Origin of the sequence: Pacificispira sp. (assembly GCF_965228185.1) — a bacterium.
Lineage (GTDB): Bacteria > Pseudomonadota > Alphaproteobacteria > UBA8366 > Aestuariispiraceae > Pacificispira.
Genome location: NZ_CBDDHE010000008.1, coordinates 115,293 through 137,094, shown reverse-complemented (window position 1 = coordinate 137,094; position 21,802 = coordinate 115,293). Strand labels below are relative to the sequence as shown.

Below are 21,802 nucleotides of genomic sequence, written 5' to 3'. Positions count from 1 at the left end.
AGGTGCTGTGCAGGGGGGTGTTAGTTGACGGTCGTGGCCGAAGCCGTCTGACCCGGCTCGATCGTCCCCTTGACCACGATCTCGACACGGCGGTTGCGCAGTTCGCGCACGCCATCCGCAGTCTGGACGGCCGGATCCGTTTCGCCCTCGCTTTCGGTGCGCAGGGAATCGACCTTCGAGACTTCCAGGCCGTGACGGATCAGCTCGGCGCGCACCGTCTCGGCGCGTTGCTTGGCCAGCTTTGCGTTATAGTCCGCCGGGCCGGCGCGGTCGGCATGGCCCTCGACATAGATTTCGATGTCATCCTGAATCGACAGGTCGCCGACGATCTTGGTGATCTTGGTCTGACCCGTGGCGTTCAGCGACGCGTCGTCGAAGTCGAAATAGATCACGTGGCGCGCTAATTCTTCCATGACCGGCGGGGCGACCTTGGTTTCAGTCTTGGACTCGACCTTCGGTTCGGCCGGCATCATCGCCTTGTGCAGATCCGCCATGGCCGTCTGGAAGCCTTCGCGGCAGCGGGCAATATGCAGCGTCTGCCAGCCTTCCTCCTGCTGTTCGACCCAGCAATCGTACTTGGACTGCGCCTCGGCAGCCAGTTCCGGCGCGATGGTGCCGGCGCCGCTATTCAGGGCGGCGACCAGGTCGCGGCGCGCCGACTTCAGGTCGCTGCGGGCGGACGCGCTGTCGATGTCCCAGTCATCCGGCTGGAACGGTTGCGGCGCGACGCCGGCGCGGGCCTGCATGCCACGTTCGGCATAAATCTCAGCGTCGATGTAATCGTACATCTCCTGGTATTCATAGACGCTCAGATCCTGATAGTCGCGCGCCAGATAGGCAGCGAAGGACTTGCCGGAAATCGCCTCGTCCTTGAAGGCGGCATAGTCCGGGAACAGCAGGTTCGCGGCGGAGGCCGGCGTCGCGGCAATGCCGCCGACGAGAACGAAAGGGGTCGCGTATGTCAGGATTTTACGGAAAGCCATGGGGATGCTCCTCTCTTCAGGTTCCGGCCGCGCAGCACGCAAGCGGCGCGCGGCCATCCGATCGGATCGACCGGGCAGTGGCCGATCCAAGTCTCGTGGCAGAAACGCGGTGGCTGTGGAATGGTTGCGATTTTTCTTTTTCAGGAGAGATAAAACAGGAAATTTGTAAAATAATGGAAATGAATGATGTGACGCGCGAAGCGGAAGAGTTCCGCATGACGGTGGGTTAGAAATTGCCGGTTTCGTGACTTTCGACCTGTTGCGTTTCGGGCATATCCAACATGTAGGCCGAAACGATCAGTCCGATGGTCAATGCCGCCAGGGTGAGCGCGAAATACTTCATTGCGTACCCATATTCCCTATGATCAGGCGTTAGAGTCGCCGGAAAGGGATGCGGCGCCACCGCATCCCTTTCAATCCCGTAGGGTTAAATCTGTGGACCCATACTCATCACGCGCTGCGTTTAATCCTTGGTGAGTTCTTTCCAGGCGGCTTCCATCCGCGAAACCGAGTCCTGGAACTTCGTTTTTGCCTCGTCCCAATTGTCTTCGGACGCGTCCTTCACGTCCTCCCAGGCGAGTTGCATTTCGTCCCAGGCGTCGCCCGCCGCGTCACGGGCTTCCGCTGACGCGTCCTCGGCATAGTTCTGCAGGTCGCCGCCGGCTTCCTTGACCTTGCGCTGCCAGTCTTCGAAGGTCGCTTCCATCTCATCGCGCTCGTCGGCGTTGCTGGTCGCCTCGGCCACCTGCAGCGGTGCCTGCGCCAGACGCATGGAAACCGGAATCTGGATCGCCGACGCGGCGGTCGCCGTCAGTGCGATCACTCCGGCCAGCGGTACCGCGGTCAGGGCGGTTCGGAAAACGGATTTGTTGCCTTTTGGCATTGTCGACTCCTGAGCAGGTAGACATTCGACCCATCAACGCGCCGCGCCCGCGCGAGGTTGCAGACCGGTTCGATTTTTTGTGAGCCGGGCCAGAACCCACCGACGCAACCTTTTCCAGACCCACGCGTTCCTGTTGCAAGAGTGGCGTTCCACACGCCGCAAAACGGTACTGGAAGGAGAAGTCACGATGTTGCAGACAATTCGAAATCTTACTGTCCCGATTTTCCTGCTGGCCGGTGCGCTGGGCCTTGCCGCCTGCGAAACCGTCGAAGGCGCGGGCCGGGATATCGAGAACGCCGGCGAATCCATTCAGGACGCCGCCGAGTAAGTCCGGTGGCGGTAATGAATTCGGACATGATCGAAGGGCGCTGGAAGGAGCTGAAAGGCGAGGTTAGGCGCAAATGGGGCCAACTGACCGACGACCAGATCAGTCGGATCGAAGGCAACCAGGACCGTTTGATCGGCGCGATTCAGCATAGCTACGGACTGACCCGCCACGAGGCGGAAAAGGAAGTCCGAAGCTGGCTCGGTCGCTGAAGGGCGCCCGCCCCCAATAACCCCCTGAAGAGGAGATTCACCATGCTCGGTTGGGCTATCACCTGTCTTATTCTTGCGCTGATCGCGGCCGTTCTCGGCTTCGGCGGTCTGGCCGGTACGTTTGTCGGTATCGCGGAGATCCTGTTCTTCGTCTTTATCGTCCTGTTCGCGATTACCGCGATTGTCGGGGCGATCCGGGGCCGTCAGCCGCGGCTCTGATCCGCCAGACGCCGCCCCCGGCAAACGCGTATCCCGATCCCCGCCGGCAGCGCCCGGCGGGGATCGGCTTTTTCGTCACCCGATGGGAGGGGTTTCGTCACCATGAGCGAGGAAGCAATGTCTACCATCAGCTTCGAACCCGCCGACCTGCTTCGGTCGAAGCTCCGCCGGGTCATCGACGCCAAGGAAGATGCCATCGAGGCCTTGGCATCCTGCCTGAACGGTACCTATACCGCCGCACCGGGCGAGGAACTGGTCAGCCGCGACCAACCCTATCGCGGAACCTACATCATTCTATCCGGCTGGGCGTCGCGATCGCGCGACGTTTATAATGGCGAACGACAGATCATTAACTTTCTGCTGGCAGGCGATACCGTCGGCTATGCCGCGAATTTCTTCCAGGTCGCCGACCATGACGTCCGTGCGATCACGCCGCTGAACTACGCACAACTGAATTCGGCGGCGTTGTGGGAGATCGCCACGGTCCACCCCAAACTGTTCGGCGCCTTCATCTGGGGGATTGCCCAGGAGGAGGCGATGATGCGCGATCAGATCGTGGGCCTTGGCCGGTTGCGGGCGACGGACCGGATCCGGTTGCTGCTGGCGGACCTCGTCATGCGCCAGACCATTGCCGGCGTCCCCTATCCGAAATCCCACGAATTGCCGCTGAACCAGCAACTGGTCGCGGACAGCGCCGGGATATCCGTTACCCATGCCAATCGCTGCATCGGGGAACTGTCCCGCGCCGGTTTCGTCAGCATCGGCCACAACCGTCTGCGCGTGCTGCAGGAAGTGACCGGGCCGACATGATCGGTCCGGCCCTATCCGCCCAGCAACAGTTCCGGTAGGTAGAGCACGATCCCCGGGAAGGCGATCAGTGCCGCGATGGTCAGGGCGTCGGCGATGAAGAAGGGCGACGCGCCGCGGAAGACGTCCTGAACCGAAATATCGGGACGGACTCCGGCCACGACGAAACAGTTCAGCCCAATCGGCGGTGTGATCAGACACAACTCCGCCATCTTCACCACGATGATCCCGAACCAGATGGCACAGCCGGTGCTGCTCATCCCGAAGGCACTGTCCGCTGCCGCAACCCCGACGCCGCCATTCAGGGCGATGACCGCCGGGAAAACGACGGGCAGGGTGAGCAACAGCATCCCGATCGCATCCATGAACATGCCCAGCACGGCATAGGCCAGCAGGATCAGGACCAGGGTCAGCATCGGGCTTTGTTCCAGTCCGGAAATCCAATCCGCAAAGACGCCGGGCAGATCGGCGAAACCCAGGAAGCGGACATAGATCAGCACGCCCCAGATGATCGTGAAGATCATCACGGACAGCTTCGCCGATTCCAGCAGCGCATCCTTGAATTGCGGCCAACGCATGCCCCGCATCAGGGCCATCAGGAAGACCACGAAGGCGCCCAGGGCACCGCCTTCCGTCGGCGTGCCCCAGGCATCGCCGCCGAACGGGTTGTAGATGAAGAAGATGATGATGGTGATGACGAAGAAGATCGGCAGCGCTCCCGGCAGCGACTTGAAGCGCTCGCCCCAGGTGAAGCCGCGCACCGGCGGACCGAAATTCTTGAAGGACAGGGCCAGGATCACGACCAGCGCGCCATAGACCAGGGCCGAAAAGGCGCCCGGCAGAAATCCGGCCAGCAGCAGCGAGCCGACATCCTGTTCCACGATGATCGCGTAGATCACCAGGATCGCCGATGGCGGGATCAGGGAGGCCATGGTCCCGGCGCAGGCGACCACACCGGCGGCGAAGCGCTTGTCATAGCCGATCTTCAGCATTTCGGGGATCGCGATCCGTGCGAAGACCGCCGACGTCGCGACGGACGCGCCGGACACGGCGGCGAAGCCCGCCGTGGCGAAGACGGTGGAGACGCCCAGGCCACCCGGCAGCCAGCCGACCCAGCGCTTGGCGGCTTCGAAAAGCGCCTTTGTCAGGCCCGCGTAATAAGCGAGATAGCCGATCAGGATAAAGGTCGGGATCAGCGACAGCGCCTGCGAGGAAATCTTGGAATGGGGGACCGATCCGGCGGTCTTTACCGCGACGGTCAGGGCCCAGACGAACTGGCTCGCGTCATAGCCTTTTTTGGCCCAGAAGATCCAGATCAGGCCGGCGAGACCGGCCAGTGCGGCCGCGAAGGCGACGCGCACACCGATCACGACCATGAACAGCAGGCCGGCGGAAACGGCCAGGCCGATATCGATATTATCCATCACCCGTTCCTCCCGCCCGCGTCACGCATCTCGTCTTCGAATCCCGACACCGTGGCGGCCTCGTTCGCCGCGACCGTGCTGGCATCCTCGATCAGCGGTACGGCGACCGGCGCGTCGGTGCCGGTGACGATGGCCCGGCCATACCCCCAAAGCTGCAAGGCAAGGCGCAGCGACAGGACCGCGAAGGCGACCGGCGCCAGCAGTTTTGCCGGCCAGAGCGGCAGGCGGATGTCCAGGCTGGAATCGCGGCTCCACATCGGCGCACCGAAATCGAAGGAACGCTCGAAATGGGCCCAGCTTCCCCAGGCGAGAAGGATCATCAAAACAAGCATGACCAGGGTCGACGCGAATTCCGCCGTCCACAACGCTCTGCCTTTCAGACGCGCGATGGCGATGTCCATGCGGATATGACCGCCCAGGCGCTGGCAATAAGCGACGCCGATGAAGGCGATCAGCGGCATGGCCTGTTCGATCCAGTCGACATAGCCGCGCAGCGGCTGATTGAAGAAATTGCGTCCGCCAACGCTGACGACCGCCAGGAGCATCAGCGAGAAGACGGCCAGTCCGCCGATCAAGGCCAGAACGGTTTCGACCCGAAACAACGCGCGGTCGATCCGGCTCAGCGCGGAATCGTCGGACAGGATGGAGGCGTGTCCGGCCATGTCGGAATTCTCCCCTCGAAAGGCGCGCATCCCGCCATCCGGTTGGGACGGCGGGATGCGGACCGGGTTACGGGGTCAGGTTACTTGGCGATCAGGCCGTCGACCAGATCGTAGAGATCCTGCGCCGGCAGGCCGCGGGCATTGTTCTCTTCGATCCAGGACTTGGCGGCCGGGCCGGAAACCGTGTCGCGGAAGGACGCCAGGGCGGCCGCGTCATAGGTCACGCGTTCGACACCTTTTTCGTCCAGCAGCGGACCCCATTTCGCCATGGTCTCGTTGTTGTAGAAATCGACATAATGCTTCAGGGCTTCGTCGATCGAGCTCATCAGCGCGTCGCGCTCGGCATCCGACAGGGCGTTCAGGGCGTCGGTATTGGCGACGACCGGGCAGTTGACGGTGCCGGGGTTCAGGTTGGTCGTCCACCACTTGGCGTTCTCGACCGTGCCGAAGGACATATGAGCGTGCGGGGCGAAGGACACGGCCTTCACGACGCCGCTGTCCATGGCCTGGCGGACTTCGGTCGCGTCCATCGAGGTCGGGACGGCGCCGATCGCTTCCATCGCCTTGCCGATCCCGCCGGTGGCGCGGACGGTCAGGCCCTGGAAGTCGGCCAGGGTGCGCGGCGGCTCGCCGACACCGACGAAATTGTACTGCGGCAGCGGCGACGGCATCAGCAGCGTCGCATTCCAGCGCGCCAGGTCTTCCTGGACAGCCGGGTGCTGATAGACGGCCATCGAGACTTCGATTTCCTTCTCCAGCGTGTCGACGCCCAGGAACGGCAGTTCCAGAACGGTGATCGACGGGTTCTTGTCTTCGTGGTAGCCGGCGCAGAACTGGGCCATTTCAAAGGCGCCGATGGAGATCCCGTCCAGGTTCTCCTTGTTGTTCGCCAGACCGCCATAGGACAGGTTCAGCGTGAACTCGCCATTGGTCTTGGCGGAGACCAGCTCGGCCAACTTTTCGACATGTTCGGTGAAGGCGCGGCGTTTGCCCCACAGCGATACGTTCCACTCGGTCGCCATCGCCTCGGTGGCGAAGGACAGGCCGATAACGGCAGAAACGGCAATACCGAAAGTCTTGGATTTCATCGGATCCTCCCAGGATTGGTTTGATGGTGATTGTTATTGGCCGCGAGCGTAGGGCCGGGCGGGGTTTGCCGCTATGAAAAAAAGCGCGCGCCGCCGCCCACGGCCCTGCGGATTTCCGCAGGGCGCGCGGAACACGTTGAAATCGTTAGAGAAGATCCGCCTTCTTGAGGCCCAGCTTGACGATTTTCTCGTTCAAGGTCCGCCGTCCGATCCCCAGTGCCTCGGCCACCGCATCCATGCGTCCGCCATGGGTCTGAATTGCCTTGGCAACCAATTGCCTTTCGAAAGCTGCAACCGCCTCGCGCAGGGTTTCCGGGACTTCGGTGCTGTCCCCGTCCAGGGCCAGCGCCTCCGCAACCGATCCGCGCCCGCGCCGCGCCGCCAGGACCCGGCGTTCGGCAACATGGCGCAGTTCCCGCACATTGCCCGGCCAGACATGGGACAGCAGGGCGGCCAGGTCCTCCGATGTGGTCGGCGGGGCCGAAATCTCATAAAGCGCGGCGTATTGCTCTACGAAATGGACATAGAGCAGGGGAATATCGTCGCGACGGTCGCGCAGGGCCGGCAGGGTCAGGACCACCGTATTGAGGCGGAACAGCAGATCCTCGCGGAATTTGCCCGACGCGACCGCCGTATCCAGCCGTTCGTTGGAGGCGGAGACGATCCGGAAATCCGATCTTGTCGGGCCGGATGCGCCCAGGGCCATGAATTCCCGGGTTTCGATGGCCCGCAACAGCTTTGCCTGGGCGGCGGGCGGGCAGGCGCCTATCTCATCCAGGAATAGGGTGCCGCCGTCGGCTGAGGCCAACATGCCCCTGGCCCCATCGGCCGCCCCGAACATGGCCGTTTCGAAATGCTCGACCGGAATGGTCGCACAATTGACCGGGATGAAGGGGCCGGCGGAGCGGGTGCTCAGATCGTGCAGGGACCGCGCGACCAGCTCTTTTCCGGTTCCGGTCTCGCCCAACAGCATGACCGACACTTCGGTCCCGCTGAGGTCCAGCACATCCTCCCGCAGGTCGCGGATCGGTTTGGAATCGCCCAGCATGACCCGGTCCAGGTCGGACAGGCTGGCCAACCGGTCGCGCAGGCGCGCGGCGTTCTGGGCCAGCCGGTGCTGTTCGGCCGCGTGGCGCAGCGCCGTCAGCAGGCGGCGGGGCTCGAACGGCTTTTCCATGAAGCTATAGGCGCCCTGGCGCATGGCCTCGACCGCCATGGGAATGTCGCCATGGGCGGAGATCAGCAGCACCGGCGGCGCGTCGCGCTCCGTCAGGCTGCGCAGCAAGGCCATCCCGTCCATGCCGGGCATGCGGACATCGGTCAGGACAACGTCGGGATGCAGTGCGGCGATGCGACTTTCGACCTGCTGTGCCGACGGCAGGGTTTCGACCTGCCAGCCCGCCGCGTCCAGAAGATGTTCCAGGGAGTCCCGCATTTCGCGGTCGTCATCGACCACGAGGATTCGGAACCGGTCCGCCGTTTGGGCCGTCATGCCGCGCGTTCCTCCGCCATCAGTGGGAAGCAGACCGCGAATTCCGCGCCGCCGCCGTCCCGGTTGCGGGCTGCCAGCGTTCCACCGTGCTCTTTGACGATCTCAGCCGAAATCGCCAGGCCCAGGCCCATGCCGTCGCCCGACGCGCGTGTGGTCACGAACGGCTCCTGCAGGTCCTCCAGACTGGCATCGCCCAGGCCGCAACCGGTATCGGCGATGACGACGCGCGTGTCGCGGCCCTCGTCCGCGATGGTGACTGTCAGGGTTTTGGTGGCGCTGTCCGCCATGGCCAGGATGGCGTTGCGCACCAGATTGACGAAGACCTGTTCCAGCCTCAGACGGTCGCCATGAACCGGGATCGGTCCCGGGGGCATCTGTTCCACAATGTCGATCCCGGCGATGCGGGCATCGGCGGCGATCAATTCCTGCGCGCCGCGCCACACCGCGATCAAATCGGTTTCGCTGAACCGGTCGGCGCTGGGCTGGGCAAAGAACCGCAGTTGGGCCGTCAGTTTCTCCATCCGCGCAACGATTCCGGTCAGGCGCTCGATGATCCGGCCCTGTCCCTCCGGCCGCGGTGCCATCTCTGCCGCGGCGAGATAATTCTTCATCGCCGCGATCGGCTGGCCAAGCTCATGCGTGACGGAGGCGGCGAGCTGTCCCAATGCCGCCAGTTTGCTGGTCCGGGCCAGTTCCGACCGCGCGGTTTCCAACCGCTGTTCCGCTGCACGGCGGTCTTCGATCTCGCGGGCCAGGTCCATATTCGCCAGGCGCAGTTTCCGGCGCGCGGCCTGGGAGGCATGGAGCGCCGCGCGGATTCGGCGCGCCCGGATATAGAGGCCGATTGCCAGGATCAACGCCGCCACGATGGTCGCGGCGATGACGCTGAACCAGGCCTGGACCAGCACCTCGCGCTCATCGACCAGGAAATGAAGGGTCCATTGCGGCGCCGGAATGCCCGCGGTCACATGCAGGAACCGGGTGTCGTTCAGAACCGCAAAATCCGGCCCGTCCGGGCGCCAATGCAGGGCAGTCAGGGGCTCGTTCCCGAACTGCCGACCGTTCCGGATCGCGCTGCGGCGGGTATCGGGAATGGCTTCCAGGGCCTTGTAGCGCCAAGCCGGGTCGGAAGATAGAACGACCACCCCGTCCGGGTTGGACACGAATACACTTTCGCCGCCCCGGTTCCAGGCCGTCTCCAGGCCGGTCAGGTCGAGCTTCAGGGCGATGACCCCGCGAATACGCCCATCGGAATCCCGAACCGGTTCGGCGATGAAGAATCCGGGGCGCAGCGTCGTCGCGCCGATCCCGAAGAACTGTCCCCGATCGCCGCGCATCGCACTCTGAAAATAGGGACGGAACCCGTAGTTCTGTCCCAGGAAGGTTTGGGGCTCATCATAGTTCGACGCGGACACGGTCAAGCCGGTCCGGTCCATCAGATAGATCGCGTCCAGCGCCGCCTGTTCCGCGAAATCCTTGAGGCGCCGGTTCAGAATGTCCCGGTCCCCGCCACGCGCGGCATCCATGACATAGGGATCGCGCGCCAGGACGTAAGGCAGGTGCTGATAACGATCGAGGGCGCTGATCAGGGTGCTGCGATACAATGTGACCCGGCCCTGGGACCGTTGCAGCTCCAAGGATTGAAAATAGCCCAACGACACTTCGAACAGGATGGCGGTCACGCCCGCGAAAATCGCGACCGCGAGGATCAGCCATGCGCCGAGGCGCGGCCGGGTCAATCTGGGCAGTGTCCACGTCGCCATTCCACTTTCGTACCCGCAGGCTAGGGCCGGTGTCACGAAGATTACCATTGCATGTCGCAGCGGCATTCAGTACGAATCTGAAAAAGTAAAACATAATTCCACATAGTGGAACTACATCTGGGAGGAGCGATCCAATGAATTTCCGTACCTGTACCCTTGCGCTTGGCGTAACGATGTCCCTGTTTGGCGCGGCGGCCGCGTCGGCCGAAACCGTTCTGATTCACGGCGAAGCCGGGCCGAACCGCGGTGCGCGCGCCGTGGCCCTTCAATGGTTCGCGGATGAAGTCGGCGCCAAGTCCGGCGGCGACGTCAAGATCGACATTCAGTGGGGCGGTGCGCTCTACAAGGCGCCGGCCGCGGTCGAATCGATCGGCCAGGGCGTGTCCGATCTGGGCACGGTCATCGCGGTCTACTTCCCGCAGGAAATGATCGGCTATGGCATTGCCGACCTGCCCGTCCAGAACCCGGATGCCTGGGTCGGTATGCGCGCAACGGACGAACTGATGCGCAATTCCGACGCCATTGCCGCCGATCTGGCCGAAAAGAATCTGGTCTATATCGGCACCTTCACGACGTCTGCCGTGCATATCGGCTGCAAGGGCGATGCGATCCGCAGCATTGACGATATCGCGGGCAAGAAGGTTCGCGGCGTCGGCGCCTATGGCAAGGTCTTCGCCGAGTTCGGCGCGAACATGGTGCCGATGAGCATCTACAAGGCCTATCAGGGTCTCGATACGGGCCTGCTGGATTGCTCGCAGGGCTATTCCTATGCCGTCTCTGCCCTGAAGCAGCAGGAAGTGATCAACAACTACACCCTGTTGAACTGGGGTCAGGTCGGCGGTCTTGGAATCTTCATGAACAAGGATTCCTTTGACGGTCTGAGCGCGGATCAGCAGAAGGTCCTGTTGGATGCCGGTCTGGGCATGGCGGACGAGTTCGGCCGTCTGATTACCGCCGCCAACGAAGCGGCTATCGAAAAGATGAAGGAAGCCGGTGTCGAAGTGATCGAACTGCCGGAAGCCGACCTGGAAAAACTGAAGCAGAGCGGCGAGAAATTCATCGGCGAATGGGTCGAAGGCGCCAATGGCATCGGTCTCGACGGTGCGGCTCTGATGACCGAATATCGCGCGCTGATCGCGAAATACACCCAGGAGCGGGATGAAAAAGGCTATCCTTGGACGCGTAACTGATCGGTCGGGATTGCAAAGGCGGCGGTACGTCCATGCTGGGTAAGTGCGAGAATATTCTACTCGGCATCGGCGCCGCCGCCGTGATCCTGCTCGGCCTGTTGATCACGGCCAGCGTCGTCACGCGATCCCTGTTCGGGATTGCGCTGCCCGACACGATCGTCCTGGTCCGGGAATTGATGGTCGCGGCGATCATTCTGCCCCTGGCCGCAACGACGGCCGCGCGGAATCATGTCTCGGTGTCCTTCTTTACCGACAGACTGTCCGCCCGGATACGTGGCTGGTGCATCATCTTCGGGTCCATCGTCGGCATGTTGGCGCTGCTTCCCTTGATCTACGCCGCGGGGCGGGAGTTCATCCATCTGGCGTCAAGCGGCAGCTTCTATTTCGGCGATCTGAACCTGCCGAAATGGCCGGGCCGGGCCATTTTTGTCGTCGGCATCGCTGTGTGTTGGATCCGGCTTCTGACCTTGGCAGTCACGGATATCCGGGCTGGAGCGGAAACAACCGGCCTCGCCGAATCCGGACATTAGAGGGGTAGGCGGTTAAATGGATCCCAGCCTGATCGGTCTGTTCGCCTTTCTCGCGGTGCTTCTGCTGCTGGCGGTCCGCGTGCCGATCGCTTTCGCCCTCGCCGGCGTCGCGGCGGTGGCAAGCTTCTGCATCTTTGCCTTCCGCACCGGCACCTTCATGCCGGAACGCGCCCTGAAGGCGACCACGTCGATGGTGTTCTCGAACTCCTTCGACCTGATCCATTCATATGATCTCAGCATGATCCCGCTTTTCGTGGCGCTGGGGCATATCGCCTACCGGTCCGGCATCACGACCGACATCTACTACGCCGCGCGGGTCTGGCTCAGCCGCTTGCCGGGCGGGGTCGCGATGGCCTCGGTCGTCGGCTGCGGCGGCTTCTCCGCCATCACCGGGTCCAGCGTGGCCTGCGCGTCGACCATGGGGCGGATCTGTACGCCGGAAATGCTGCGTATGGGCTACGATCCCCGGCTTGCGACGGCGAGTGTGGCGTCCGGCGGGACATTGGGATCGCTGATCCCGCCCAGCGTTCTGTTCATCATCTATGGGATCTTCACTGAAACGTCGATCAGCCGTCTGTTCCTGGCCGGTGTGCTGCCCGGGATCATTTCTCTGCTGGGTTTCCTGCTGGTCATCTATATCTGGGTGAAGCGCGATCCGGCCGCCGCGCCGGCCGATGACGGTCAGGTCGCCATGCGCGACCGGTTCCGCGCCGCGACGCGGGCCTGGCCGGCGCTGACCTTGTTCGCGATCATCGTCGGCGGCATCTATGGCGGCATTTTTACCGCGACGGAGGCTGCTGCCGTCTGCGTCGTCGCCGCCGTGGCTATCGGCTTTGCCCAGCGCAAACTGGATTTCAAGGCGGTCTGGGAGTCGGTGCGCGAGACCTGCATTCAGACGGCGTCGATCTTCTTCATCGCGGCGGGGGCGAAAATCTTCGTTGCCTTCATCGCCCTGACCGGCTTGGCCCCGGATCTGGTTTCGTCTGTGACCGAGGCGCAATTGTCGCCGTTCCTGCTGTTGGTCGCGATTGCGCTGATATACCTACTGCTGGGTATGTTTCTGGACCCGATCGGGATCATGGTTCTGACGCTCCCGTTGATGGTGCCGCTGGTCGAAAGCTACGGGTTCGATCTGATCTGGTTCGGCGTTGTGGTCATCAAGCTTCTCGAGATCGGGTTGATCACGCCGCCGGTTGGACTGAACGTTTTCGTGATTGCCAACGTGGTCGGCAAGGAAGTGTCGATCGACCGCATCTTCTCGGGCATTCTGCGCTTCCTGTCGGTGGATGTGATCGTTCTTGTGCTGATCATTTCCTTCCCGATCCTGTCGCTTTTGATCCCCAACACCATGTGGTAGGGCCGCAGCATGTCGTCGGTAAAACCGGAAAAAAAAGGGCTTGAGTCCGATCATCAGGGCGATCGCCGTTTCGCGACCACGCTGGCGCGCGGGCTCAGCGTATTGCGGGCTTTCCGCGCGTCCGATGACGGTCTCGGCAATCAGGAAATCGCGGAGCGCACGGGTCTGCCGAAATCGACCGTTTCGCGCCTGACCTTCACCTTGCAGGCGTTGGGCTATCTGACCCATGAGGGGCGGCGCGACCGATACCGGCTCGGCCCGTCCCTGCTGGCTTTGGGCAATGTCGCCACCGCGTCGATGTCCTTCGTCGAGGTCGGGTCGCCGATCATGCAGAATCTGGCCAACGAGACTGGGACACTGGTCGTGTTGGCGGTGCGGGACGAACGCAAGCTGCTGCTGGTCAAGACCTGGCGGCCGCGCGGCGTGTCGTCGATCTGGCTGGAAACCGGTCACCGCATTCCGGTCAAGGGCTCGTCTTCCGGTCATGCTCTGCTGGCCGCCTTGTCGGACAGCGAGTTCGAGGAAGTCGCCGCCTATCTGGAAGGGGAAAACGGACTGACGATCGACATGGCGCGCACATTGCGGAACGAGGCCTATGCCGATCTCGTCTCCGTCGGCCATGTCATCGCGCAGCCTGAAATCCGCTTTGCCGCGACGGTGAATGCCGTGGCCGTGCCGTTCCGAAGCTATGAACTGACGGAACCGGTGATCTTCACCTGTGGCGCGTTGCCAAAAGACCTGACGGATGCCCGTATGCAGGAGGAGGTCGGCCCGAAGCTGCGGGCCGCCGTCCGGGAACTGGAACGGGCGACCGGTCAATCCCCTGTCTTGGCGCAGCGAGGGTGAACGGCGTCCACAATGCAAAATCTAGTAATTCTGCATAGTGGAATTTGATTTTAAATATTGAAATTCCGATGCCGATTGCTAGGGTCTGAAAGTCGCCGGGGCGGGTCGCCCGTTCCGGCCAGGAGGAAGATAAATGTCCGATTTGGTTCGCGTTTCCGTCACTGATCGCATCGCCGTCATCCGGGTGGCGAATCCGCCTGTAAACGCGCTGTCCCAGGGGGTCCGTCAGGGCCTGTCCGACGCGATCGAAACCGTCGACACCAGTGCCGATATCGATGCGGCGATCATCGTCGGCGACGGCCGGACCTTCATCGCCGGGGCGGATATCTCCGAATTCGGCAAGCCACCGCAGCCTCCGGCGCTGCCCGACGTCATCAATCGTATCGAAGCCTCCATGAAGCCCATCGTGGCGGTCCTTCACGGCACGGCGCTGGGCGGCGGATTGGAAGTGGCGCTTGGCGCCCATTACCGCGTCGGTCTGAAGGGCGCGCGGGTCGGCCTGCCGGAAGTGACCTTGGGCATTTTGCCGGGCGCGGGCGGCACGCAGCGCATGCCGCGACTGGTCGGTGTTGACGCGGCGTTGGACATGATCACATCCGGCCGGCATGTTCCGATCGCCGAGGCGGAAAAGCTGGGCATCGTCGATGCGGTCTCTGATGAGGCCGACCCCGAGGCTGCCGGCTTGGCCTTTGCCGCGAAGATCCTGGCGGACAATCGCGGCGTCCGGCGTATCCGCGATATGGACCCGCCGGCAAAGGATGATGCCGTTCTGGCCGATTGGCGCGCGAAAGTGACGAAGGCCGCGCGCGGTCAGATCGCGCCGCCGACCTGTGTCGACGCGGTCGCCGCGGCGCTGAGCCTGCCTTTCGAGGAAGGGCTGGCCGAGGAGCGGCGCCTGTTCAAGACCTTGCTGGACTCGCCGCAGCGCGAAGGCTTGATCCACGCATTCTTCTCTGAACGGAAAGTCGCAAAGCTGCCGGAGTTGAAGGGCGTCGAGCCCCGTCCGGTCGCAAAGATCGGGGTGATCGGCGGCGGCACGATGGGGGCGGGTATCGCCTTCTGCGCGCTGCTGAACGGGCTGGACGTGACCCTGATCGAACGCGATCAGGATGCAGCGGTGAAAGCGGCCGGCACGATCTCCGGTCTCGCTGACGGCAGCGTCAAACGCGGAAAACTGACCCAGGAAAAGCGTGACGCGCTGGTCGGGAAGTCTTTCCGGGCGGTGACGGATTACGCGGCCTTGTCCGATGCGGATCTGGTGGTCGAGGCCGTGTTCGAAAGCATGGAAGTGAAGCAGGACGTCTTCACCAAACTGGACGCCGTCTGCAAGCCGGGCGCGGTGCTGGCGACAAACACGTCCTATTTGGATATCGACGAAATTGCCGCGATGACCTCGCGCCCGCAGGACGTGATCGGCCTGCACTTCTTTTCGCCGGCCCATATCATGAAACTGCTGGAAGTGGTCGTGGCGGACAAGACAGCGCCCGAAGTGGTGGCGACCGGTTTCGCCCTGGCCAAGACGCTGAAAAAGATCGCGGTGCGGGCGGGTGTCTGCGACGGATTCATCGGCAACCGCATGCTGGCGGTCTATCGCACCGCCGCCGATCATATGATTTTGGACGGGGCAAGCCCGTATCAGATCGACAAGGCATTGGTGAATTTCGGCTTCGCCATGGGTCCCTTTGCGGTCAGCGACCTGGCCGGGCTGGACATCGGCTGGGCGACCCGCAAGCGCCGCGCCGCGACCCGCGACCCGCGCGAACGGGTGCCGACCTATGCCGACCGGATCTGCGAGAACGGCTGGTTCGGACAGAAAACGGGGCGCGGCTACTACAAGTACGAAGACGGTGCCCGCAAAGGCTCGCCAGATCCCGAGGTCGAAAAGATCATTGCCGAGGAACGCGCGAAACTGGGTATCGAGCCGCGCGCGTTCGACGATGAGGAAATCGTCCGGCGCTATATGGCCGCGATGATCAATGAAGCCGCCAAGATCGTCGATGAGGGCATCGCCAAGCGGCCGCTGGATGTCGATATCACCCTGCTGTCCGGCTATGGCTTCCCGCGGTGGCGCGGCGGGCCGATGAAGTATGCGGACATGATCGGGCTGAACACGGTTCTGTCCGATATCCGGACCTTCGCGAAGGAAGACGACTTCTTCTGGCGTCCGGCGCGGCTGCTGGAGGAGCTTGTGGCCAAAGGCAGCAATTTCGACAGTTTGAACAACGAGGATTGAGGCATGCGCGAGGCTGTCATCGTTTCCACCGCGCGAACCCCGATCGGCAAGGCCGGCCGGGGGGCGTTCAACCGCACCCATGGCGCGACGATGGGCGGCCATGTCGCGGCGGAGGCGGTGCGCCGCGCCGGGATTGACCCGGTACGGATCGAAGACAGTATCATCGGCTGCGGCTATCCGGAATATGTGACCGGCGGCAATATCGCCCGGCAGATCGCAATCCGTGCGGGTCTGCCGGTCAGCGTCGCCGGCACAACGGTAAACCGCTTCTGCGCCTCCGGCTTGCAGGCCGTCGCGATGGCGGCGCATTCCGTCGTCCAGGACGGCGTGGCCTGCGTGCTGGCGGGCGGGGTCGAATCCATTTCCATGGTCCAGCCGCCGGTCCGGCACAGCCGCGATACCTGGATCGAAGCGCATAAGCCCGACCTCTACCTGACCATGATCGAAACGGCCGACATCGTCGCACGCCGCTATGGCATCAGCCGGGAGTATCAGGACGAATACTCGCTGTCTTCTCAGCAGCGCACGGCGGCGGCGCAAGCGGCAGGCCGCATCGATGCGGAACTGGTGTCCATCGACCTGACCAAGGCGGTCAAGGACAAGGAGACAGGCGCGGTGTCGGAACTGAACATCACCCTGTCGAAGGACGAGTGCAATCGCCCGGATACGACGCTGGAAGGTTTGGCCAAGCTGTCTCCGGTACGGGGTGAAGATCAATTCATCACCGCTGGGAATGCGTCCCAGCTGTCCGACGGTGCGGCCGCGCTGATCGTCATGGACGCGAAAGAGGCGGAACGCGAAGGATTGGAACCATTGGGCGCGTTTCGCGGTTTCGCGGTCGCGGGCTGCGAGCCGGACGAGATGGGCATCGGCCCGGTCCTGGCCGTGCCGCGCCTTCTGGAGCGGACGGGCAAAAAGGTCTCGGATATCGACCTTTGGGAATTGAACGAGGCCTTCGCCAGTCAGGCCCTTTACTGCCGCGACACGCTGGGCATCGATCCGGAAATCTTCAACGTGAATGGCGGGTCGATCGCCATTGGTCATCCTTTCGGCATGACCGGGGCGCGGATGGTCGGGGCGCTGTTGCTGGAAGGCAAACGCCGGGGCGCCAAGCTGGGCGTGGTCACCATGTGTGTCGGCGGCGGCATGGGCGCGGCAGGCCTGTTCGAAATCTACTGACGGGGGACGGCCGATGGACCTGAACTATACCGCAGAGGAAACCGCCTTCCGCCAGGAAGTTCGCGATTTTCTGGCCGAACACCTGCCGGAGCGGCTGTCCGAGAAGGTCCGGCTGGGCAAGCGCCTGTCCAAAGCGGATCATGAGGAATGGCACGCCGTCCTGAACGCCCGCGGTTGGCTGGCGGGGAACTGGCCGGTGGAATTCGGCGGGACCGGTTGGAATGCGGTTCAGCGCCATATCTTCGAGGAAGAAACGACCCTGGCCAACGCGCCGCGGATCGTGCCCTTCGGCCTGACCATGCTGGGGCCGGTGCTGCAGAAATTCGGATCGAAGGAACAGCAGGATCGTTTCTTGCCGAAGATCCTGAATGGCGAACATTGGTGGTGCCAGGGATATTCCGAGCCGGGCGCCGGGTCCGATCTGGCGTCGCTGAAGACCCGCGCTGTGCGCGACGGCGACGACTATATCGTCAATGGCCAGAAGACCTGGACCACGCTGGGCCAGCACGCGAACTGGATCTTCTGTCTGGTCCGGACCGATGCGGAGGCGAAGCCGCAGGAAGGAATTTCCTTTCTGTTGATCGACATGAACAGCCCTGGCGTCGAGGTTCGCCCGATCGTCCTTCTGGAAGGCACTCCGGAAGTGAACGAGGTCTTTTTCGACGATGTTCGCGTCCCGGCGGCCAATCTGGTCGGCACGGAGAATGAAGGCTGGACCTATGCCAAATATCTGCTGACCCACGAGCGGACGAATATCGCGGGTGTCGGCTTCTCCAATGCCGGTCTGGCCAATCTGAAACGCATCGCCCGGCAGGAACAGTCCGGCGGTCGGCCGCTGATCGACAATCCGCATTTCGCGGCCCGCTTGGCGCAGATCGAAATCGATCTGATGGCCATGGCCACGACCAATCTGCGCGTGATTGCCAAGGCGGCGGCAGGGCAGGCGCCGGGCGCCGAAAGTTCCATGCTGAAGATCAAGGGCACGGCCATTCGTCAGGAGATCAACGATCTGACGCGCCGCGCTGTCGGCCCCTATGCGATGCCCTTCGTCTCCGAAGCGCTCGACGAGGGCTATAATGAAGAGCCGATCGGCCCTGACTATGCGACGCCCGCCGCGCCGCAATATTTCAACAATCGAAAACTGTCGATCTTCGGCGGATCCAACGAGGTCCAGCGGACGATCATCAGCAAGGCAATTCTGGAACTGTAATCATGGTCGATTTCGCGCTGACCGAAGAACGCCAGATGCTGCAGGACACCCTGCGGCGTTATCTGGCGGACCGGTATTCCACAGAAACCTTGAACGGCATCCTGCAGGAGGATGAAGGCTATAGCCGGGCCGTCTGGTCGGAACTGGCCGAGTTGGGCGTGATCGGGGCCTTGTTCGGCGAGTCCGAAGGCGGATTCGGTGGAGCGGGGTTCGACCTTGCCGTGGTATTCGAAGAATTCGGCCGCGCCGGTGTTGTGGAGCCGTTTCTGGACACGGCGGTTCTGGCGGGCGGTCTGATCGCCGATCTGGGATCCGACGGGCAGAAGGCCATCGTCGATGAGGTTATTGCAGGTTCCGTGCAATTGGCCTTTGCGCATGGCGAGCCGGATTCGCGTTATGAGCTTTCCCGTGTTTCTGCAAAGGCCGAGATGCGCGGCGATGCTTTCGTCCTGAACGGGCGCAAGGCCGTCGTCGGCAATGGCGGCAATGCACAGACATTGGTGGTCAGCGCGCGCAGCGGGGGTAATGTCGCGGACGAGGCGGGGATATCCCTGTTTCTGGTCCCCGCCGACACGCCCGGCCTGTCCCGCCGCGCCTATCCCGTGATGGGCGGCGGCACGGCGGCGGAAATCGTGCTGCGCGATGTCGAGGTGCCGTCGAATGCGGCATTGGGCGCGATTGGGGAGGCCTTCCCGGCGATCGAGCGGCGCGCGGCATTCGCAATTGCCGCTTTATGTGCAGAAGCCCTGGGCGCGATGGAAAGCGCCAAGGACCTGACGGTCGACTATCTGCGGACCCGTAAGCAATTCGGTCGGCCCCTGGGCAAGTTCCAGGCGCTGCAGCACCGGATGGCGGATATGCTGGTCGAGATCGAACAGGCGCGGTCCGCCGTGATCAACGCGGCCGGTCATCTGGACCGCGATCGCGCGACCCGCGAACGTCAGGTGAGTGCCGCCAAGAACCTGATCGGCCGGGTCGGGCGGCTGGTCGCCGAAGAAACGATCCAGATGCATGGTGGGATCGGCATGACCCAGGAATACGGGTTGGCCCATCTGGCCAAGCGCATGGTGATGGTCGACCACCGTTTCGGCGATACCGATCACCACTTGGAACGGTTCATCGCCCTGGCGCGAGGCTGAACCATCGTGAGCGACGGGGGCATCATCCGCGACGAAACGGGGCCGCAGCGCCTGATTGGCTATGTCCTCGATGTCGGGCAACCAGACCGTTGTGCGCGCTGCTGGCTGGATATCGACGATCGGCACCTGAACCGGCACGGGGTGCTGCATGGCGGCATCGCATCGGCGCTATTGGACAGTGCCTGCGGGGCGACGGGCAGCCTGACGGTGGACGAAACCGGGCGGGTTCCCTTCCTGACAATTTCGCTGACCACCCAATTCGTGGCACCGGCTAAGGGCGGGCGCGTCACGGCGGTCGGCCGGATCACCGGCGGCGGGCGCAGCCTGTTGTTCATCGAGGGGCATTTGACCGATGAGGCCGGAACATTGATCGCAACGGCAACCGGCGTGTTCAAGAAGGTTCCGCCGCACCGCCGGGGAGGAAACTGACATGGCCGATGTGACATTGGAAAAGATCGATGCCGCGCTGGTGGTCACCAACCGCAACGGCGCGCGCCGCAATCCCCTGTCGCCGGAACTCTATGCGACGATCCTGGCCGCGACAGATCAGGCCGCGCAGGATGATGCCATTGCGTCGGTCGTTCTGACCGGCGAGGGCAGCTTCTTCTGCGCCGGCGGCGATCTGAAGACCCTCGTGAAACGACGCGAGATGTCCGAAGCGGGACGGCGAGAGGCAATCGACGGTCTGCATGGGGTCATCCGTGCGATCCGCGCCTGCCCGAAACCCGTCATCGCGGCGGTGGAAGGCGGCGCAGCGGGGGCCGGCGTCTCACTGGCGCTGGCCTGTGATTTCGTCATTGCCGCGCGCGGCGCGCAGTTCACCGTCGCCTATGTGAAGGCCGGTCTGGTGCCCGATGGCGGCCTGACCGCGCGGCTGGCGGCGCAATTGCCGCGCCCACTGGTGTCCCGCCTGTGCATGCTGGGCGACCCGATCACGGCGGACCGGCTTTACGATCTGGGCATGATCACCGAGCTGTCCGAGCCGGGCGGCGCGATGGACATGGCGGCGCAATATGCATCCCGCCTGGCCGCCGGACCCGCCAATGCGCTGCGCGATATCAAATCATTGCTGGAGACCGCCTCCTTCATGGATCCGGATTCCCAATTGGACCGGGAGCGCGATGCCATGGCCCGCGCCCTGGGCGGCGATGAGGGCGCGGAGGGGATCGGGGCCTTCCTGGAAAAGCGCAAACCCGATTTCGCAAAACTGCGGGGCGGTGTGTGATGGCGCCGGACGGTCAGGGCGCGGTGCCGGTGACGGACCCGGTCTTCGATACGCCGGTGACCCGCGCCTATGGCACGCGCCTGCCGGTCGTTGCGGGCGGGCTGATGTGGCTGGCCGATGCGCAGTATGTTTCGGCGGCGGCGCGGGCGGGGATCATTTCCTTCATCACCGCCGCCAGCTTTCCGGAACCGGACCGCCTGCGCGCCGAGATCCGTACCTGCCGCGACCTGTGCGGCGGCGCGCCTTTCGGGGTCAATGTTTCCATGCTGCCGAAGCTGATCCAGGGCGAACAGACCGAACAGGTGTTTCGGCTGATCGCGGAGGAGGGCGTGCGGTTCGTCGAAACATCGGGCCGCAATCCCGAAGCCTATATGCCGATCCTGAAGGAAGCGGGCATCACCGTCCTGCACAAGGTGCCCAGCGTCCGCTATGCCGTGAAGGCGCAGTCTGTCGGCGTCGACATGGTCTCCATCGTGGGGGCGGAATGCGGCGGGCATCCCGGCATGGACATGATCGGCAGCATGATCAACGCGGCACTGGCCGAACGGCGGCTGACCATTCCCTTCCTGATCGGCGGCGGGATCGGCACGGGATCGCAATTGGTGGCTGCACTGGCCATGGGCGCGGCGGGCGTCGTGGTGGGCACCCGCTTCCTGGTGGCGGAAGAGGTCGCAGCCCATCCCAATTACAAGCAGGCGCTGGTCGACGCCAGCGAGTTGGACACGGCGCTGACCATGCAGACGGTCCGTAACACGATCCGCACGCTGCGGAACGAGACGACCGATCTGGTGTCGAAGCTGGAGACCGAGAACCCGGAAATCGGGATCGCGGGGCTGATGCCCTATGTCTCCGGCAAGATCGGGCGGGAGGCTTATCGCACCGGCGATGTATCGCGCGGCATGCTGTCTGCGGGCCAATCGCTGGGCCTGACCGACCGGGTCGAACCGTTGGCGGATATCGTCGCGGGCATGGAGCGTGAGGCGATGGCGGCCCTGGCGCGGCTGCGTCCTGTCGGCGTTTAATGGGATTGGTTCC

At 63.4% G+C, this 21,802-nt stretch carries 23 protein-coding genes; 16 read left to right on the top strand and 7 right to left on the bottom strand.

Going from position 1 to position 21,802, the window contains the following annotated elements:
- Positions 1–20: 20 nt before the first annotated feature.
- Positions 21–983 carry an OmpA family protein gene (locus ACO06O_RS15320; RefSeq protein ID WP_421881520.1) on the bottom strand — a complete coding sequence of 321 codons (963 nt, stop codon included), beginning with the start codon at positions 981–983 and terminating at the stop codon, positions 21–23.
- Here ACO06O_RS15320 and ACO06O_RS15315 point away from each other — a divergent pair.
- The gene (locus ACO06O_RS15315; protein WP_421881517.1) at positions 959–1,213 is read left to right on the top strand and encodes a hypothetical protein; all 255 of its coding nucleotides are present in this window, start codon (positions 959–961) and stop codon (positions 1,211–1,213) included. The two genes, ACO06O_RS15320 and ACO06O_RS15315, sit on opposite strands and share 25 nt — an antisense overlap.
- 233 nt (positions 1,214–1,446) lie before the next feature.
- Here the strand turns inward: ACO06O_RS15315 and ACO06O_RS15310 are convergent, their stop codons facing one another.
- Entirely contained in the window at positions 1,447–1,866 is a 420-nt protein-coding gene (locus ACO06O_RS15310; protein WP_421881514.1) for a hypothetical protein, read from the bottom strand.
- A gap of 187 nt (positions 1,867–2,053) precedes the next feature.
- On the opposite strand from ACO06O_RS15310, the gene ACO06O_RS15305 reads away from it, so the two are divergent.
- From ACO06O_RS15305 to ACO06O_RS15290, 4 genes are all read left to right on the top strand, one after another.
- A complete protein-coding gene (locus ACO06O_RS15305; RefSeq protein ID WP_420418410.1) occupies positions 2,054–2,194 on the top strand; it encodes an entericidin A/B family lipoprotein in 141 nt (46 codons plus the stop codon).
- Between the two features lie 14 nt (positions 2,195–2,208).
- The gene (locus ACO06O_RS15300) at positions 2,209–2,403 is read left to right on the top strand and encodes a CsbD family protein (RefSeq protein ID WP_421881511.1); all 195 of its coding nucleotides are present in this window, start codon (positions 2,209–2,211) and stop codon (positions 2,401–2,403) included.
- Between the two features lie 42 nt (positions 2,404–2,445).
- Entirely contained in the window at positions 2,446–2,622 is a 177-nt protein-coding gene (locus ACO06O_RS15295; protein WP_420418408.1) for a DUF1328 domain-containing protein, read from the top strand.
- 102 nt (positions 2,623–2,724) lie between these two features.
- Complete coding sequence (locus ACO06O_RS15290; protein WP_421881508.1) at positions 2,725–3,432, top strand: Crp/Fnr family transcriptional regulator; 708 nt, start codon at positions 2,725–2,727, stop codon at positions 3,430–3,432.
- Positions 3,433–3,443: 11 nt separating this feature from the next.
- Here ACO06O_RS15290 and ACO06O_RS15285 read toward each other — a convergent pair whose 3' ends face one another.
- The 5 genes from ACO06O_RS15285 to ACO06O_RS15265 all read right to left on the bottom strand — a co-directional run bounded on the left by ACO06O_RS15285 (position 3,444) and on the right by ACO06O_RS15265 (position 9,858).
- Positions 3,444–4,853, bottom strand: a complete 1,410-nt coding sequence (locus ACO06O_RS15285; RefSeq protein WP_421881504.1) for a TRAP transporter large permease — start codon at positions 4,851–4,853, stop codon at positions 3,444–3,446.
- Entirely contained in the window at positions 4,853–5,515 is a 663-nt protein-coding gene (locus tag ACO06O_RS15280; protein ID WP_421881501.1) for a TRAP transporter small permease subunit, read from the bottom strand. The genes ACO06O_RS15285 and ACO06O_RS15280 overlap by 1 nt, the downstream gene beginning before the upstream one ends.
- An 80-nt stretch (positions 5,516–5,595) precedes the next feature.
- A complete protein-coding gene (locus tag ACO06O_RS15275; RefSeq protein WP_421881498.1) occupies positions 5,596–6,603 on the bottom strand; it encodes a C4-dicarboxylate TRAP transporter substrate-binding protein in 1,008 nt (335 codons plus the stop codon).
- A 145-nt stretch (positions 6,604–6,748) separates the two neighbouring features.
- Positions 6,749–8,095 (bottom strand): sigma-54-dependent transcriptional regulator, encoded by a 1,347-nt coding sequence (locus ACO06O_RS15270; protein WP_421881496.1) that lies wholly within the window; start codon positions 8,093–8,095, stop codon positions 6,749–6,751.
- The gene (locus ACO06O_RS15265; protein ID WP_421881493.1) at positions 8,092–9,858 is read right to left on the bottom strand and encodes a sensor histidine kinase; all 1,767 of its coding nucleotides are present in this window, start codon (positions 9,856–9,858) and stop codon (positions 8,092–8,094) included. The genes ACO06O_RS15270 and ACO06O_RS15265 overlap by 4 nt, the downstream gene beginning before the upstream one ends.
- A 134-nt stretch (positions 9,859–9,992) precedes the next feature.
- On the opposite strand from ACO06O_RS15265, the gene ACO06O_RS15260 reads away from it, so the two are divergent.
- From ACO06O_RS15260 to ACO06O_RS15210, 11 genes are all read left to right on the top strand, one after another.
- Positions 9,993–11,048: a C4-dicarboxylate TRAP transporter substrate-binding protein gene (locus ACO06O_RS15260; RefSeq protein ID WP_421881490.1), complete on the top strand. Its 1,056-nt coding sequence runs from the start codon at positions 9,993–9,995 to the stop codon at positions 11,046–11,048.
- A 32-nt stretch (positions 11,049–11,080) separates the two neighbouring features.
- On the top strand, positions 11,081–11,578 hold the full coding sequence (locus ACO06O_RS15255; protein WP_421881487.1) for a TRAP transporter small permease: 498 nt from the start codon (positions 11,081–11,083) through the stop codon (positions 11,576–11,578).
- A 16-nt stretch (positions 11,579–11,594) separates the two neighbouring features.
- Positions 11,595–12,935, top strand: a complete 1,341-nt coding sequence (locus ACO06O_RS15250; RefSeq protein ID WP_421881484.1) for a TRAP transporter large permease — start codon at positions 11,595–11,597, stop codon at positions 12,933–12,935.
- A gap of 9 nt (positions 12,936–12,944) precedes the next feature.
- Complete coding sequence (locus ACO06O_RS15245) at positions 12,945–13,781, top strand: IclR family transcriptional regulator (protein WP_421881481.1); 837 nt, start codon at positions 12,945–12,947, stop codon at positions 13,779–13,781.
- A 133-nt stretch (positions 13,782–13,914) separates the two neighbouring features.
- Complete coding sequence (locus ACO06O_RS15240; RefSeq protein ID WP_421881478.1) at positions 13,915–16,014, top strand: FAD-dependent oxidoreductase; 2,100 nt, start codon at positions 13,915–13,917, stop codon at positions 16,012–16,014.
- Positions 16,015–16,017: 3 nt separating this feature from the next.
- A complete protein-coding gene (locus tag ACO06O_RS15235; protein ID WP_421881475.1) occupies positions 16,018–17,193 on the top strand; it encodes an acetyl-CoA C-acyltransferase in 1,176 nt (391 codons plus the stop codon).
- Between the two features lie 13 nt (positions 17,194–17,206).
- The gene (locus ACO06O_RS15230; protein ID WP_421881472.1) at positions 17,207–18,403 is read left to right on the top strand and encodes an acyl-CoA dehydrogenase family protein; all 1,197 of its coding nucleotides are present in this window, start codon (positions 17,207–17,209) and stop codon (positions 18,401–18,403) included.
- A gap of 2 nt (positions 18,404–18,405) precedes the next feature.
- Positions 18,406–19,542 carry an acyl-CoA dehydrogenase family protein gene (locus ACO06O_RS15225; RefSeq protein WP_421881469.1) on the top strand — a complete coding sequence of 379 codons (1,137 nt, stop codon included), beginning with the start codon at positions 18,406–18,408 and terminating at the stop codon, positions 19,540–19,542.
- Positions 19,543–19,548: 6 nt separating this feature from the next.
- Positions 19,549–19,971: a PaaI family thioesterase gene (locus tag ACO06O_RS15220; RefSeq protein WP_421881466.1), complete on the top strand. Its 423-nt coding sequence runs from the start codon at positions 19,549–19,551 to the stop codon at positions 19,969–19,971.
- Between the two features lies 1 nt (position 19,972).
- Positions 19,973–20,767, top strand: coding sequence for an oxepin-CoA hydrolase, alternative type (locus tag ACO06O_RS15215; protein ID WP_421881464.1), 795 nt, complete (start codon positions 19,973–19,975; stop codon positions 20,765–20,767).
- Entirely contained in the window at positions 20,767–21,789 is a 1,023-nt protein-coding gene (locus tag ACO06O_RS15210) for an NAD(P)H-dependent flavin oxidoreductase (RefSeq protein ID WP_421881461.1), read from the top strand. Before ACO06O_RS15215 ends, ACO06O_RS15210 begins: the two co-directional genes overlap by 1 nt.
- Positions 21,790–21,802 lie beyond the last annotated feature (13 nt).